At 35.3% G+C, this 16,516-nt stretch carries 14 protein-coding genes and 1 pseudogene; 6 read left to right on the top strand and 9 right to left on the bottom strand.

Annotation, left to right across the window (positions count from 1 at the left end; translation table 11 throughout):
* From K345_RS23395 to K345_RS0118440, 5 genes and pseudogenes are all read left to right on the top strand, one after another.
* Nucleotides 1-1,056 (top strand): annotated as a pseudogene (locus K345_RS23395) (hypothetical protein); the annotation flags it as partial.
* Nucleotides 1,056-1,994, top strand: coding sequence for a hypothetical protein (locus K345_RS0118425; RefSeq protein ID WP_028975415.1), 939 nt, complete (start codon nucleotides 1,056-1,058; stop codon nucleotides 1,992-1,994). The pseudogene K345_RS23395 and the gene K345_RS0118425, both read left to right, overlap by 1 nt.
* The gene (locus K345_RS0118430; RefSeq protein ID WP_028975416.1) at nucleotides 1,991-3,475 is read left to right on the top strand and encodes a 6-hydroxymethylpterin diphosphokinase MptE-like protein; all 1,485 of its coding nucleotides are present in this window, start codon (nucleotides 1,991-1,993) and stop codon (nucleotides 3,473-3,475) included. Before K345_RS0118425 ends, K345_RS0118430 begins: the two co-directional genes overlap by 4 nt.
* Nucleotides 3,468-5,114, top strand: a complete 1,647-nt coding sequence (locus K345_RS0118435; protein ID WP_028975417.1) for a motility associated factor glycosyltransferase family protein — start codon at nucleotides 3,468-3,470, stop codon at nucleotides 5,112-5,114. The genes K345_RS0118430 and K345_RS0118435 overlap by 8 nt, the downstream gene beginning before the upstream one ends.
* A 51-nt stretch (nucleotides 5,115-5,165) precedes the next feature.
* Complete coding sequence (locus K345_RS0118440; RefSeq protein WP_028975418.1) at nucleotides 5,166-6,143, top strand: hypothetical protein; 978 nt, start codon at nucleotides 5,166-5,168, stop codon at nucleotides 6,141-6,143.
* An 8-nt stretch (nucleotides 6,144-6,151) separates the two neighbouring features.
* Here K345_RS0118440 and K345_RS0118445 read toward each other — a convergent pair whose 3' ends face one another.
* The 5 genes from K345_RS0118445 to K345_RS0118465 form a co-directional block, all read right to left on the bottom strand.
* Nucleotides 6,152-7,090, bottom strand: a complete 939-nt coding sequence (locus K345_RS0118445) for a ribonuclease Z (RefSeq protein ID WP_028975419.1) — start codon at nucleotides 7,088-7,090, stop codon at nucleotides 6,152-6,154.
* A gap of 1 nt (nucleotide 7,091) precedes the next feature.
* On the bottom strand, nucleotides 7,092-8,312 hold the full coding sequence (locus K345_RS21855; protein ID WP_053228464.1) for a M48 family metallopeptidase: 1,221 nt from the start codon (nucleotides 8,310-8,312) through the stop codon (nucleotides 7,092-7,094).
* 47 nt (nucleotides 8,313-8,359) lie between these two features.
* Nucleotides 8,360-8,554: a hypothetical protein gene (locus tag K345_RS0118455; RefSeq protein WP_028975420.1), complete on the bottom strand. Its 195-nt coding sequence runs from the start codon at nucleotides 8,552-8,554 to the stop codon at nucleotides 8,360-8,362.
* 96 nt (nucleotides 8,555-8,650) lie between these two features.
* A complete protein-coding gene (locus K345_RS0118460; RefSeq protein ID WP_211227926.1) occupies nucleotides 8,651-9,622 on the bottom strand; it encodes a dihydroorotate dehydrogenase-like protein in 972 nt (323 codons plus the stop codon).
* 22 nt (nucleotides 9,623-9,644) lie between these two features.
* A complete protein-coding gene (locus tag K345_RS0118465) occupies nucleotides 9,645-11,414 on the bottom strand; it encodes an aminopeptidase P family protein (RefSeq protein WP_028975422.1) in 1,770 nt (589 codons plus the stop codon).
* A gap of 66 nt (nucleotides 11,415-11,480) precedes the next feature.
* On the opposite strand from K345_RS0118465, the gene K345_RS0118470 reads away from it, so the two are divergent.
* Entirely contained in the window at nucleotides 11,481-12,545 is a 1,065-nt protein-coding gene (locus K345_RS0118470; RefSeq protein WP_028975423.1) for a metallophosphoesterase family protein, read from the top strand.
* 1 nt (nucleotide 12,546) lies between these two features.
* On the opposite strand, the gene K345_RS0118475 is transcribed toward K345_RS0118470, so the two are convergent.
* The 4 genes from K345_RS0118475 to K345_RS0118490 all read right to left on the bottom strand — a co-directional run bounded on the left by K345_RS0118475 (nucleotide 12,547) and on the right by K345_RS0118490 (nucleotide 16,515).
* A complete protein-coding gene (locus K345_RS0118475) occupies nucleotides 12,547-13,446 on the bottom strand; it encodes a hypothetical protein (RefSeq protein ID WP_028975424.1) in 900 nt (299 codons plus the stop codon).
* Between the two features lie 183 nt (nucleotides 13,447-13,629).
* Nucleotides 13,630-14,055, bottom strand: coding sequence for an ATP synthase subunit K (locus K345_RS0118480; RefSeq protein ID WP_028975425.1), 426 nt, complete (start codon nucleotides 14,053-14,055; stop codon nucleotides 13,630-13,632).
* A gap of 34 nt (nucleotides 14,056-14,089) precedes the next feature.
* The gene (locus tag K345_RS0118485) at nucleotides 14,090-15,916 is read right to left on the bottom strand and encodes a V-type ATP synthase subunit I (protein WP_028975426.1); all 1,827 of its coding nucleotides are present in this window, start codon (nucleotides 15,914-15,916) and stop codon (nucleotides 14,090-14,092) included.
* Nucleotides 15,913-16,515: a V-type ATP synthase subunit D gene (locus tag K345_RS0118490; RefSeq protein ID WP_028975427.1), complete on the bottom strand. Its 603-nt coding sequence runs from the start codon at nucleotides 16,513-16,515 to the stop codon at nucleotides 15,913-15,915. Before K345_RS0118490 ends, K345_RS0118485 begins: the two co-directional genes overlap by 4 nt.
* Between the last annotated feature and the right edge of the window lies 1 nt (nucleotide 16,516).

Raw genomic sequence — 16,516 nt, forward strand, 5'->3', positions numbered from 1 at the left:
ACAGAGGAAGACTCAAATGACGAGGACTTCAACATTGATGATGCGGAAGAAGAAAGCCTTGATTTAGATCTAACAGAAGAAGTTTCCGTAGATAATAAAGAAAATGAATTAGATGAAGATAGTCTTGATGAACTTATTTTGGAAAATGATGACTTAGATATTGATCAATTAGACCTTGATGACATTGATTTAGATGAAGGTGAAGAAAAAGAAGATCCTATTGATGTAGAGGATCAAGATGATAATATGGCATCAATTCCAGCTGTTGATTTAGATAAATTGGAAGAAGATCTTCCTCAACCAGATAGTTTGACTACTGAGGAAATGATATCAAACGAACCATTAACAGATGATGATATTCAAGATGTACATATAGATGAACAGGATATCAAAGATAGTCATATTGATTTAGAAGAAGATTTAGACCTCACTATTGATTTGGATGATATTGAACCTAAAGAAGACTCTGAGGAATCGGAAAATGAAATCAACCTGGATGATGTAGATAGCGAACTCTCCTTCGAAGAAGATGACAGTCTCAACGACTTCTCTATCGAATTAGAAGATACTGAAAGTTCCTCTGACGATGATTTAATTATAGAAACCGACGAAGCCTCTGAATCAGAAGACAACAATGAAATAGAAATTGATATTAATGATGATATTAGTCTTGATGAAGATTTAGTTGAAGAAGAAAACATGGAAGATTTGATAGTTGATGATGAGGATTCTATTATCCCCGAAGAAATTCAAAAGGACCATGAAGAAGACATATTTGAGCCGGAAGAAATACCGCAAGACATTGAAGATTTAACTCAGGAAGATTCTATTGATGATTTCTCTGATAATGAGCCTGGCCTTACCACAGTTATTGATGAGATGGCAGAAGAAGAAGGCGACGAGGATGTAAACCTCCGTAAAGACATAAAGTCTGTCCTAACTTATATGGATAAACTACTGGAATCACTTCCAGAAGAAAAAATAAAAGAATTTGCAGAATCTGAACATTTTGAAGTTTATAAGAAACTTTTTGAAGAATTAGGTCTTACAAATTAATGGGACTATTAGATAAGGCAGCCAAGTTTGAGGCCCGAAGTTCTTCGGGCCTTTTATCTAAGATAGAGGCTTCGTCTCTAGTAAAAAATAATAAGTCCTTAATAGCAAACCTAAGTGACATAGACAAAATTCAGAAAGGAAGAAACTGGTTAACTGATGTACTTCCCTTGTTACAAGAAATCCTCAAAGCTGATGGCGGGACGGTTCTTGTAATCGAAAATGGATCTAACGACCTAGTGCATTGGTCTAGTGTTGGTTTAGATGAAACAACGAGACGTAGATTACATATACCAATTACAGATATTGATGATAAATGTCATTTAATTACTGATAAAAATCAATTTGAACAATGGAGAAGGTATCTTTCTATTCGTATGATGATAGATCTAAATTCTATATTGTTTATTCCGTTAGCACAATTTAATGATATAGATGTTTTATTTATGTTTTTTAACATTAGTCAGAATATTTCCTTAGACGATATTGAAAATATTAACAGAAGACTTAATCAGAATTATGAAAAAGATGAAGCACTTAATTTGGGTGACTATAATTTAGTAACAAAGGTAGAATTAGAAGATTCTATCCGAACATTATATGAACAGAATGAAATGGATCATGTCTTTCTTACTATTAATGCAAAGACTTTTATACAACAATTGCCATCTCAAAGAGATATTGACAGATTTCGTCTAACCCAGGAATTATTAGTACTCATACAGAAACTGGCTGGAACAAAAGCAAAGTATTTCAATTTGCCCGATCATATTATCATTGCTTTTCCTACTCCGAGAAGAATCAATGTGAATCTTTGGATAAATCAGTTAAATATCTCTTTACGAAAACTTTATTTGACAGACTCTCTTGATATCAAGTCTATTAGCCAGATCACAAGTTTATCAAGGGAGCAATTTAGTATCGAGCGTATTCTTGAATGATTACAATTAGTACCAGTAAAAGAGGATATTTAACAGCCAATGTAAATAATATTCATATTCATTCTCCCTATGATCCCGTCCGGGAAGCAGAACGATATTTAAGAAACCAAGTGTCAAAGGCACCACGAACAGTTATTATAATTGGTGAATGCCTTGGCTATTTAGGACAGTCCATCGCAAAAATATATCCGAATACAATCATACACCCTATGTGGCTAGAGACAACTCTAGAACAAAATGCCCTACCCTTTTCCTATGAAACAGGTTGGGATCCTTCAAAACCAATGTCCTGGCAAGAATTTATTTCTGACATTTTATCTAAGGGTGTTGTTGGTATACAAATTTTGATTTGGCCTGCTATGGAAAAACTTTTTCCTCAAGAAATCTCAAAGATCTATCAATATATCCTTACTGAAATAAAGCAAATAAACAGTATAAAATCCACTGTTCAACACTTTGCCTTTCAATGGTTTAAAAATTGTCTACAGAATTCGAATTTCATTGAAGGGTATTACTGCCCTGTACAAAAAGAAAAAATACCTTATTTTATAGGGGCCTCAGGAACTTCTCTTAGTGAACATAAAGACTGGCTACTAAATAATCATAAATATATCAGAATCATAGCCCTACCTTCTTCTCTTTGTTTTTTTAGACAGTTGAACATTCCTGTCGACTTTATAATTACACAAGATTCTGGTTTTTGGGCTGATTACCATCTTGAATATTTACCATACTTTTCTCATATAGTTTGCTCTCTCAAAGCTTCAAGAAGGATTAAGCACCTAACAAAAAAGCCCTTACTTTTTTCGAATCACAGTTGGTATGAAAAGATAATCTTTGATGACAAACCTGTTTTATCTCTACCAGAACTGGGATCAGTTATTTTCTCTGCTATTGAGTTTGCCAAAACTATGACAGATGATGCCATTATTTTAGGAGGAGCCGATTTTTATCAAAAGGACATACAAACCCATATACGCCCTCACAGTTTTGATCAATACTTTGATCAGTTAGGCTCTCGTTTTCTAGGTGAATTGACTCAGAAATATAAACGTATGATTGATTTTAATGCTAAAACTATTAAGGATAATTACAGAAGTATTTTTTCATTAGATTATTATAGAGACTGGTTTGCTCAGCAGTATAAAGATACAAATCTAAATCAATTAACTCCTCATAAGTTGAGATATTATGATCTTCCTGTCTATAAAAGTATTAATAAGAAAGAAAAGCAAAGCCTTCCTTTAGAGCTTATACAATGGGAGCAGGCAGATAAAGAACGCTCTCAAAATATAATAGGTAGCATAAAAAAAACGGCAAGAACAAAACAAAGCAAATATCTAACGGAATTTTTCCCCCTGGATTATGAACAGCTTTCTGGGTACTCAGAAACGGAAAGACAATTTCATCTGAATAAGCTTACGAATACATGGCTTAGTAAAGTAGATAAAATACTACCTTTGAGGAGCCCCAATGTCTGATAGTCTATATGAGCGCAACCTACTATCCTTATCAATTCAAAGTTCTTTATTAGCAGAAAAACTTAGTGCATGTACTGATCAAATACCATTAAAGTTTATCACAAGTCAAACCGGTGAGTTAGTACCTTTGCGTCCAGATAATAACAAACCCTATCACAGTCGCTTTGATCCAGTGAAAGAAGTAACCCGTTGGATTGATCACTCTGATATAAAAGACTATGTTTTGGTAGTAGGTATTGGTGGTGGGTTCCATATAAAAAAACTTTTAGAAAAACCTAATGTGTCCAGAGTTTTCATTGTTGAAAAAGACATAACTCTAGTTAAGTCCTTACTTCAAAAGATTGACCTGTCTTCTATCCTTTCTGATCCAAGAGTATGTGTTTGCTGTGATGACTCAATTGAAAGAATTAAAAATTATCTTCTATCAGACTATCTCCCAAGCTTATATGGGAATTTAAATTTTCTCCCTCTGAGAAACTATATCGATAATGAACCGGATTTTATCTCAGGAATAAAATTTGCGATTCAAGAAACAGTCAATGTAATAGCTGATGATTATACCGTACAAAGCTATTTTGGAAAGCAGTGGTATAGAAATACCATTTTAAATCTACCTTTAGCTTCTCAAATCCATGGTCTGCTTTCTCCTATCAAACATGCTGTCATTGCTGGGGCTGGCCCCTCTCTTGAAGAGCAATTAAAATTTATTAGGAAAGAGCAAACTGTTATTGCAACGGATACTGCCCTTCCTGTTTTTCTCAACCATGGAATACGACCTGATTTTGTGATCAGTATGGATTGCCAAAGCTTTAGTTACCTTCATTTCCTTCAAGGTTTGCCAAAGGATATTCCCCTTATATTGGATCTCGCGTCTCCTCCCGTCCTAAGTCGACTAACTCAAAAGCCAATATTCTTTTCCAGTGGTCATCCCTTAAGCCAATATATAGGTAACAATCTAAGAACATTCCCCTCTCTCAATACAAAAGGAGGGAATATTAGTCATACGGCCATTAGTCTGGCCCATGCTTTAGGTGCTCAAGATATAAGTTTATTAGGAATTGATCTTTCCTATCCTTGGGGAAAGCCTTATGCGAGAGGTACTTACGTATATCCCTATTTTCAAACGAAAGAAAGTCGTTATTCTCCTATTTTAGATCAGACACTAAAACTAGTATTCAAAAATAAAAATATAATGATTGAGAAAACTTCTTCTGGATACAGATATACAACAAAACCAATGATTAACTATAAAACACGAATGGAAGAGTACCTTAACGAGCTACCTATGCAGATAAAACTCCCTCCTACCAAAGGAGTTACTCTAAACATCAAGAAAAACAAAACACCCCCAAGGACTGACTCTAGATTGTTTGGTCCAGGACCTCTTAAACAAGATCTATCGACTTTTTTGGAAGACTACAGCAGAGATTTACGCTCTCACCCTCTTCTTAATAAAGATAAACATTTCTATGAGTTCTCTATGAAGGAAAAAGATATACTTATGACAGTACTGCCAACAGTTTCTGCTTTTGGCCGTATTAACCCAGATAATACTACAAAGGAGAATGCTGAATCAGCCTTTCACTGGTGTCTTGAACAAGTTGAGAACCAAATAAATCAAATTACTCAAAATCACTAAGCTGAGTAAAAAGTTATTCCATTTAAGAGCTTTTTCAGTATAATATGAATCATGATAAGATTGTTGTCTCGCATATACTTAATACTTGCCACTCTTGCACTTATTGGTTTTATTACCATAACAGTAGTAAACTTTACAGATCAAAGGAATAAAAACATCCTTGATACCCAAAAGATAGCACAATCATTAGCTGTTAATATAACAAAAGATCTGAAATCCTATAATGGACTCTTCACCCTCGAGAAAAAAGAGCAACTAAAGGAGTGGTTGCTCAAAGATGATAGAGTGAATAGTTTAATTATTTATTCAAATGATACTGGCGTACAGCTTGTTTTTTATCGAAAGACATCTGACCTTATAGTAACATCCTCTGGCAATAGAATACAGAAAACAGATAATACGAGCCAAATGTTATTTCAGCATGAGATAAGGGAATCCTTAATCATTCCAAATCAAACAGGAATTGAGTTAAAAGTAACGATTGATACGGTTCAATCATCAGATGTGTTTAATCAAATTATATATTTTATAATTCTGTGTCTGTTCTTATTATTCATTGCTCTTATCTTTCTTCCCTTCCTAAAAGATGAGGAAATACAAGAAGAGATAATCCCGGATTCAGCAGAATCAACACAAGTATCTGCAACATCCCTCGAAGATTGGGTGAATCACCAACTGAGTTTAAGCTATGATCTTGGTCAAGATTTGTCATTAGCGTTAATATCGTCAAACTCAGGACATAATATGCAGATTAAAAATGGACTGGAAAGGGATGAGTCTTTCCACAAATACGCTTGTCGTATCTATAAGGTCGGACAAGCCGTTATTGCATTATTAATCCCTGGGATGAATTTGGATAGAGCCGTAAAAACTTTTAATCCAGTTCTCAAACAGCTGGATGGAAAAGGTGGATTTACTTCTGTTTCAGGTCGTTCAATTCATGGGATCACATTAATCGAAGAAGCCAAAGCAGCTCTACGTAAAGCTCGTAACGAAGATACAACACTATATGGATTTAAAGTTAAATAACCAAGAATTTAATCTTGGTTATTTAACATGATAACTTGCCTATCTTTTGTAAGAAATGTATTAGGAAATACGCTCTGTGCTTCTTTTAACAGGCGTTTAAGTTCCCAATCTGTATAACGTGGACTGTAGTGTATTAAACCTAATTGCCCCACATTACCCGCCTCCAGAGCGATCCTGGCCGCCTGCTTACTAGTAAGATGCTTTTTTTCCTTAGCACTATCAGCCAAAGCATCCATAAACATGGATTCACAGATCACAAGGTCTGAACCTGATATCTCAGGACTAATGCTTTCGATATATTGAGTGTCAGTGATATAACTGAACTTACATCCCTTTCTTGGTTCTCCCAGAACTTGAGAAGGTAAAATATTCTCTCCATCCAGATTAGTTACACTTTCCCCTTTCTGAAGTTTGGACCACAAAGGTCCTACAGGAACATTGAACTCCTTAGCTTTCTCAGGATGAAAAACTCCGGGACGTTCCTTCTCTTCAATAACATAACCTAAACAGGGCTTTGTGTGCTTTAGAGGAACACTTCTAATCAGATATTCATCATTTTCTATTAAAATTTCACTGGTCTGAAAATTATCAATGGCTTTAAAAATTATTTCATAATTAATGTACATTTCTAAAACAGATCTAGACATTTCAATATATTCACCAACCTTAGCAGGACCAAATATATAGAGAGGCTCTGTTCTATCAACCTGACTAGACAACATCAATATACCTGGTAAACCAGTTACATGGTCAGCATGTATATGGCTAATGAAGATAGCAGATATTTTCTTCCATTTTAGATTTAACATTTTTAAGGATACTTGTGTTCCCTCTCCTGCATCAAATAAAAACAGGTCACCTTCTCTTCTAACCAAGGCGGATGTTAAAAAACGCCCGGGAAGCGGCATCATTCCACTAGTACCTAAAACAAATACTTCAAGTGACAATTTACACACCTCCCTTTAATGCATTAATTCTTTCTACTAAAGTGGGATGACTATAGAAGAAGCGGCTATATAAAGGATGAGGATTTAGATTAGAGGCATTCTCTTTAGTTAGCTTAATCAAGGAAGATATAAGATTATCACCTGTACTAATAGTTGTTTTTGCATAATTGTCAGCTTGAAACTCAAATCTACGGCTAAAACTATATATTATGAAAGTAAGAATAATGTTAACAGGTTCCAGATACAACATCAAAAAAAGCAATAGGCTCCAAGGAGAAGCCTTTCCCAGCCCAAGATGCTCAAAGATAATAGGCTTGTCAAAGAGGAGACCAGCTATAAAGAATGATCCCATTATTATTAGGATGTTAAATAACAGCATTTTGTTGACATGCCCCTTCTTCTGATGACCTATTTCATGGGCCATAACAGATGATATTTCACTAGTATCAAGAGTATCCAGAAGCGTATCAAACAATACAATTCTCTTTAATTTACCAAACCCTGTAAAATAAGCATTGGAATGACTAGATCTTTTACTACCATCCATAACATATACGCCTTGTATAGGGAATTCACACTTTTTAGCTAATGCTTCTATAGTCGTCTTTACTTCGCCATCATCCAAGGGAGTGAACTTATTAAAGAGAGGGGCAATAAAGAAAGGATAGACAAAAGAAAACAACAAGACTATCCCCGTCATTATCATCGAAGCCCATAACCACCATAGGTTAAATGTTGACAACACAAAAACGAGTAATAGTACTAAGGGAATACCAACTACTAATGATAGAAGAAAACCTTTCACCTGATCCACAATATATGTCTGGATTGTTAGTTTATTAAAGCCAAATTGAGCTTCTAAGCGAAATTGTCTATAAAGGTCAAAAGGAAGACCAACTAAGTAGATAAGCAAGGATATGGAGCCCATATAGACAAGGCTATGAACATATATGTTTAATTCAAACTGATTAAGCAAATTATCTAATAAGGCAGGTATTCTCAACAGGATTAACATAGAGATGAAAACTAAGTTAACCACATGGGAAACATCACTTACTTTGCTTTTGGCTATGGTATATTTTTTAGATTTTTCTTCTTCCGACTCAGTAAACAGTCCATTAAGTAAGGAAGGTATGGGATGATGCTTCAAATACTTTATATTAATATGATTTAAATACATAAAAAATATAGTCGTAAGAGTAGCAATAATTATATATATCATTGATTGTTATCTCCAAAAAAAACCCTGCTATGAAGGCAGGGTTTTTATTAAAGAGCAGCTACAGCTTCCTGTAACTTACCCTTAGCTAGAGCAGTTTTACACTGCTTGCATACTGTAAATTTTTTCTCGTTAATATCCTGTTCGTAGATAACCTTAATACCAGTTCTCTTGCAAAGGGGACAAGTAGCTCGACCACCCTTAACATGTTCGACCAGGCCTTTACCTCTATGAGCTTTTGACATAGAAACTCCTCTCCAGATTTTTAGACCTGAAGGAACTATATAGAAGCTGGGAGAAAAAGTCAAGAATAGACTAATTTCTCCCTACAACATCAGGACTTATTCTGTACCAACCAATGCTTTGATATACTGCAATCTTTCAAATTTAAGGGAATCTTCTTTCTTTTGACTTAGTTTTCCCTTAAACTCTTCTATTGAATTAAATCCTTTATCCTTCATCCAATTCTCGATACCTGACTGTATCGTAGCTATTTGATCAATCTTATTTTTGAACAAGGTACTGCATACTTGAACTGCAGAGGAGCCTACCAGAATAGCTTTAATAGCTTCATTTTCCGTATGAATACCGGTAGATGCAGCAATATCCAGGGTCGTTTGATCAGAAACAAGAGCAATCTCTCTTAGTACAGCTAAGAACTCTTCTGGAGCTGAAAATCTTTTACCGATTTTCAAATTCAGAGAATCCAAATCGATATCTGCCTGATAATATCTGTTAAAAAGCACAACACCATCAACTCCTGTCAATTCAATTGCATCCAGCAAATTGGGTAGAGCACCAAACTCATGCCCAAGTTTAACAGATATAGGTATATTGACTTTACTTTTTACAGACTTGATAATCTCAATTAAACGCTTCTTCATAGCTACAGCATCTTCTTTCTTTGAATCTGGTACTAAAGATATGTTTAATTCAATAGCTGCAGCTCCTGCTCTCTCAACTTCAACTGCGTAGGTAGTCCACCATTCAGGGTTTACACAATTCAAGCTGGCTAAAACAGGTATATCAAGTTCTGTTGAGGCCTTGGTAATCAAATCCAAATATTCATCAGAGTTCAGAGTCATTCCCATGTTTTGCACATAGGCTTCTGCTTCTGGATGACTAAAATAGGATTGATCATCAGTTGCCGGTTTCAAATCAGCTGACATTTGTTCTTCAAAGAGACTCTTAAGCACAATGGCACCGGCACCAGCATCTGCACACTTTTTAATTCCTTCCCAATTCTTTGTTAAAGGAGAAGAAGATACAATGATTGGATTTTTTAACTCCAGACCAAGATACTTTGTTTTCAAATTCATAGTCACGTTCCTCAAACTAACTTATTGCAAGTGGCAATGTTTTTTCCTTTAGCCACTTTTTCTCTTCCTCATTTAATAAAGGAGACACTCTAGTGTACACCTTTTCATGATATTTGTTTATCTGAAGAATTTCTTTTTTGTCCAACAATTCCATATCAATGAGATCCATATCATAAGGACAAAGGGTCAAAGTTTCCCATTGGAGAAAATTACCCATTCCATTCTTCACCATAGGGACAGCCAATATGAGATTTTCAATCCTTACGCCGTACTCCCCGTTTATGTAGATACCAGGTTCATTGCTTAGAATCATACCTTCAGTCATACCGATATCAACCCAATTCTTTCGAATACTAATGGGACCTTCATGTACGTTTAGGAAATGGCCTATACCATGACCTGTACCATGACCAAAATCCTTTGCCTCACTCCACAGATCAATACGAGCAAGAGCATCGATCTGGGCACCTCGAGTTCCTTCAGGAAAAGGAATCCTACTAAGACGAAGATGACCTTTTAGAACAAGGGTATAATCCCTTTTCATTTCCTTGGTATAGGTGCGCAACCCCATAGTTCGTGTTATGTCAGTAGTCCCCTGATAGTATTGACCTCCTGAATCTAAAAGAAAAAGACCATTTTCTCCTAAAATCTTGTTACTCTCATCAGTTACTCGATAATGAGGCATAGCCCCATGTTCATTGACACCGGCTATTGTTTCAAAACTTAATCCATAAAAGGATTCATCTTCCCGTCTGTATCGTTCAAGTTGATCAGCACAATCTCTTTCACTTATATCGTTAGCTTTATTGGCCTCATACCACATTAGGAATTTAACCATTGCCCGGCCATCTCGTTCCATGACAGAACGAATTCCAGCTATCTCAACTTCATTCTTTATCGTTTTTGTTAAAGCAACAGGACTAATATCAGACACTATCTTAGTGTCTGAAGATAACTGATTGTAGAAATAGAAATTTGTATTACCAGTATTAATTAATACATTTCCTTTCCATTCTGATAATGAAGTATAGAATTCATCGTAATCTTTTATGATAATGTTATCTTCTTCCAGTAGAGATATAAGATCATCAGACAGTTTTACCTTATCAACATAGAGATAACACTCTTGCTGAGTTAATAAAGCATACGCAATAAAGACCGGGTTAAAAGGAACATCATAGCCTCTTAAATCAAAAAACCAAGCGATCTCATCTATAGACATAATGGGTAGATATTGAATATTTCTTTCTTCCATTATTCTTCTAAACTTATCTATAGTATCCTTTCGTTTTTTTCCAGATATTTCTGAACTAATGGAAAAAACTTTTTCTTTGGGTAATGCAGGCCTATCCTGCCAAATACTTTCAACGATATCAGTATCATTCACAAGTATTTGTTCTTTATTTGCCAGGGTTTTACTCCAAGCCAATGCCTGATTGATACTAATAGTTTTGAAATCAACAACGACCTTGGCGCCTTCAGGCAATTGATTGCTTAACCACTTATCAACAGCTAAGGTATCAGATTGATCGGCTTTAAATAAATTCAATCCGTATGGTTTGATGCTATTGGCCCCTTCAATATAGTAACGGGAATCGGTCCATAAACCTCCCCCCTCCTGTGTAATGACTACAATACCAGCACTTCCTTTAAACCCTGAAAAGAGAGCTCTGGTTAAATAATGTGCGGGAGGATATTCTGAAAGATGAGGATCTGTTCCCGTAAAAATAATGGCACCATATCCCTTCTGTCTTAATGTTTGTCTTAATTGTTCTAATATTATCATGGCTTAATCCTTTTCTCATGAATTACTAAAGATAAATTAACGAAAAAAATAAAATATGTCTTCATTATGAGTAACAAAATATATGAACGTCATCTTGCTAGTTTATATGAATCTTGTGAAGAACTTCCACTAGATAACGACGATAAATACCTTATTCTTAGTGATCTCCATATGGGTAATAGATCCAAAAAAGACGATTTCATCCTAAATAGAGACTTAGTTTATCAGATACTTAGAGACTACTACCTACCCAATAATTATAAGATAATACTAAATGGTGATATAGAAGAATTGCAGAAATTCACTTTGGAGACAGTTCACCAATCAAACAAAGATTTTTTTGACCTCTTTCAAGAATTTGGTCACGAAAACATCATTAAGATTTGGGGGAATCATGATGCAGAGCTTACCTTGCAAAAAGAAGAAAACCTGACATTTCCCATTAGAGAAGCAATAAAACTCAATTACAAGGGGAGAAAACTTTTTATCCTTCATGGTCACCAAGCAACTATGTTATATAGTAAGTTTAATGCTGTAGTTGGGTTTCTACTTAAATTTATATTTCATCCTTTAGGGATAAAAAATCTATATTTTGCAGCTGATTCTAGAAAACAATTTACTACAGAGAAAAGAATTTACCAATTTTCTCGTCAAAATAGTATTGTAAGCATTATTGGGCATACTCATAGACCTCTATTCGAATCTTTATCTAAAAGAGAGGATTTAAAACTTAGGATGGAGGCTATTCTAAGGAAATACGGAAAAGTAGAAGAATCTAAAAAAAAAGATCTGCGTATACGTTTAGAAGCTTTAAAGAAGGAATGGTATAATTTAAGCAAACAGCAAAAAAAGGAACAACCATTCAATAATGGTCTTTACCAAAAAGATTTGCTTCAACCAAATTTGTTTAATTCAGGTTGCGGCATAGGGAAAAATGGAATTACAGCTTTAGAAATCAGTAAAGGAAAAATCAAACTTGTTCATTGGATAGATGTTCGAAGAGGTAATAAAAAATTCTATGATCCTAAAAAGAAACGTAAGTCTTTAAAGAAAAATTCTCCCTTTCAAAAGATAATTATAAAACAGGATGATTTAGACTATATTTTTAATCGTATAGAATTATTACATTAGCTTAACGAACTCTCAATGTAAGATCCTCTTCGATAAGTAATGGCATAGAATATATGTTCATAGAACCATTAATCTGGACATATTCATTACTGATTAGATCTTTTCCACTAATAAACAAGGGGATAGCTACTTTGCCTACCCTATCTTCTAGATTAACTATTAAGCTATATTTCTTTTTTTCATTCCAATAGCACAGGGAAATAACACCTTTAATCAGTTCAGTTAATGCCATATGCTTGGTGTTCTCTTTTATTCTCGTTATACAGTCCATATAATCTAACCACAGGGAATCAATTTGGCTTGCAAGTCCATCTCGCCTAAATACAGTTGTACCGGATACACCACAGAAAAATAGATACCAGTTAATTCTATTTTCATTACCATGAAACAGCTGTCCAGTCCATTGTGGCGTTTCAAAATAACGTACTAACTTATTTTGTAGATGTGATATGGTCCTTAGGGAATACAGATGATGTAAATAGGAAGCTAAACCAGTAATCCCACTTTTGTATTTTAATAATTTTGAGAATCCAATATGATCGTATATACTCGTAACATCAGCAGAAATCCTTTCATAACAAGATAGGTCCTCCACGGAAGATTTTTCAAAATAAAAGCCATATACTTGATCATTTGATTTAAGTAAAGACGTCCAGTATTCATAAGAAATATCTTCAGTAATAGGAAGGATCCAACCTTTATGATCTCTATAATCACGAATCATATGAGTCATGTCCTCAGCCTGCTTATGGTCAGTAGGCACAGGCAATTTCAGGATTGTATCTGATTTACCAGTAATGAAAGAAGACACCTTCTCCCATTGATCCCATGAGAACTCTAAAATAATGTCCTTGTCCGCCTCCTGTACCGTCTCAAGAGTGACTTCCCATATATATGACATATATTAATTTTTATCTTTTTTTCATGATTAGGTAAATGATTGAGTAATAAAAGATCAAAATGAGATATTCTCTCAAATAGTAGACATGATTTAAATAAAAAAAGGGGCCTATGTCAAAAACCTAGGTCCCTTTATTAACGAAGCAAAGCTAATGCTCCGCCATATCTATTGTATAAGGAGTGTTTAGATATTACCCATCAAGAAAACCATGACGAATAAGGCAACTGTTTCAATAAGCCCTAGTACAATAACGTAGTTAACGAAACCTTTACCAGTTTCCGCTAATGCATCAGAAGCACCCGCTGCTGCTTTACCCTGCATCCAGGCGCTAAATCCCATAGCAATACCACCAAATAAACCAATACCTAAATGTGCTAAAGTGGCCTGGCTCTCAACAGCCTTTAATGCCCCCATTAAAATCATACCGTAGATAGTCTGCGATAAGGGAAAACCGACAAAAGCAACAAGTAAAAAGGGAGCTGGTTTATTTTGCATATAACATTTCTTCCACGCACCAACAGTTGCCATACCTGCCGCACCCATTCCTAAAGCAGATCCAATTCCGGCAAAAGCAATAGCTGCAGAATAACCTAATAATCCCAAGTTCATTTCAATACTCCTTTAACCTTTATACTCAAAATTTTTATTCAACATTCAACCCTTTCTTTGCGAAAGGTTTATATTCGAATCCAGCCCACGCTAAATCTAAGTGGCCTGAATACTCCAACATATTCAATCGTACCCCATGTACGAGAACAGACATAATGGCCAATATGATATTTAATCCATGACCGAACACCAATATGAGGCCTCCAAATAGCATTCCCAAGGGCATGCTCATAACCCCACCAGCTAAAGAATTAAAGCTCTCTGCAACAGCTACAGTAGCTAACCCAACAGCATAAAGTCTAATATAACTGATGATGTCACTAAAGGCACTCACTCCATCCAAGCCAGTTGTTAATAGGTTCATAGGATTTAATCCTTTCAACAAACCTTTAAAAAAGTTGCCATCTTGACCAGCAAATATAATAATCATTGGAAAACCGACAGCCAATAGGGGAATCGCATAAGGTGTTAGTTCGAAACCAAAGAGTGTCGTTTTTTTGGCAACAACTTGCATGACTAAGATGAAAAGACCCCAAAGAGTTATTAACCACCCCAAATCAGCAAAAGCATTTAACTTAGGAAGCTTCCTAAAGAAATTCTGCCCTCGAGCTAAGGTCAAATGAACAATACCAATAACAAAACACAATATTTGTACATTAGTACCAGAATCTATTCCGTCCCTAGCAAAGGAGGCTATTTGCGGTATGATAATATCTTTAAAACCTGGTAAGGATGCAATATAAGCTGACCCAAACCATGTTCCAGTTAAAGCTCCCCAAATGACTATACAGGTCGATAATACTATGGCTAGTGCAAAGGGTAATTTACCCGTAGGTTTAGTCTTAGCAAAACCAAACACACTTGCCACTAAGAATATAGAACCATATCCAGCATCACCAACAATCATTGCGACAAATAAGGAAAAAGCGATAAGAAACATGGCAGAAATATCCACTTCTTCATATCCAGGAAGGGTCCCCAACAGATTAAATAGGGGCTTTACCAATTTAATAGGCCCCTTCCTTCGTATTAAAGTAGGGACTTGGTCTTCCTCTGTGGGTTCACGTAATAATAGTCCTATTCCGATTTCTTTAGCCAAGGATTTTAGATCATCAACCTTATCTATGGGAACAAAACCATCAATGACACACAGTGAATCGATATCTTCCGTTGAATGATCAACCAAAGCATCCTGGAGCTTATCCTCATAAGAAACCAGTAATTGAGCTACCTGATCAGCATTCACTCCAAAATCTTTTATTAGAATAGCTATTTCAGACATCCTTTTAACGATGATAGATCTAGCCTTTTGCAAAGAAGCTAAGCCTCTTTCTGGCCATCTCACTTCATCAGCCTGAATAGCTAAGTCCTCACCATTATCAACAACAACATAATAAACCTTGCTTTTATCCTGATTAATGAAAAATACTTTCATATCTTCAGGTAAACTCTTATACACTTTATTTGTTGATGCAAATAATCTAAGTTTTATGCCTTGTTGATCTAAATAGACAAAATCTTTTGGATCAAAATCGCCCCAAGGATTCAAGGAGGTAATTTCTTTATCTATCGAGTCTAATTCCGACTTTAGATCTGCCTGTTCTTTAAGTAACTCATCCACACTTTCAACAACACCTAAGCCACCATCAGGATGATTCTCCTGCTTTTTGGACTTTATATTTTTCAGTGTCGTTAAAACATTTTTGGTAACTTCGATTTTATCAGTCACATTCCGTATTGCTTCATTATCACCGTATTTGGTTTCCAAATGAACAACACCAAGACTTTTTAGCCCATCTAAAGTACTTTGTTTGAAATGTTCATAGATGACCAAGGAAGCCTTCTTCATGGGAACAATCATTCAGCTACCTCCTTGACTACTTTATTTTTAGCAATCTTACCTCTAACGACAGCAGCAGTTTGCTGGTCCCCAAGATATATATTTATCGTTCTGATGTTTTCCTGAGCTTCAGGTATTTTAACTTTCTCAAAAAGATTAACTCTCTGAGAAGTTGTTCTTAATTCATCAGACAGCCGTTTCACTTGTTCGTTAAGAATTTCAACTTCAACATCAATCGCCAAGATGGATTTGAATTGTTCCAACCCTTCATCCACCCACAGAGGAGTTTCAAACAAGTCATAGGAAATCTTTTTATAAGTTAAACCAGTAAAGATTGGTATATCAACTCCGGCAATATTACCAGACTCTGTTTGAACAGAATCAATTTGGACCAGTGCTGATAGATCTACAGGTTCACCAAATACAGCTATCCAAGTGTCCAGACTTTGCTTTATCTGTTCCTGGACAGCTCTCTTTTCCTCTTGTTTTTGCTCAACCTGACGAATCTCAACTTGAAGTTGCTGTTTTTTTAATTGAAGTGTAGGAAGGTATCTCTTAAATCTTTTAAGATCGTCCTTCTGCTTCTTCAATTCATTTTTCGTCAGTTTTATCTTTGCCATA

The organism is Spirochaeta cellobiosiphila DSM 17781, assembly GCF_000426705.1.
GTDB classification, from domain to species: Bacteria; Spirochaetota; Spirochaetia; order DSM-17781; family DSM-17781; genus Spirochaeta_E; species Spirochaeta_E cellobiosiphila.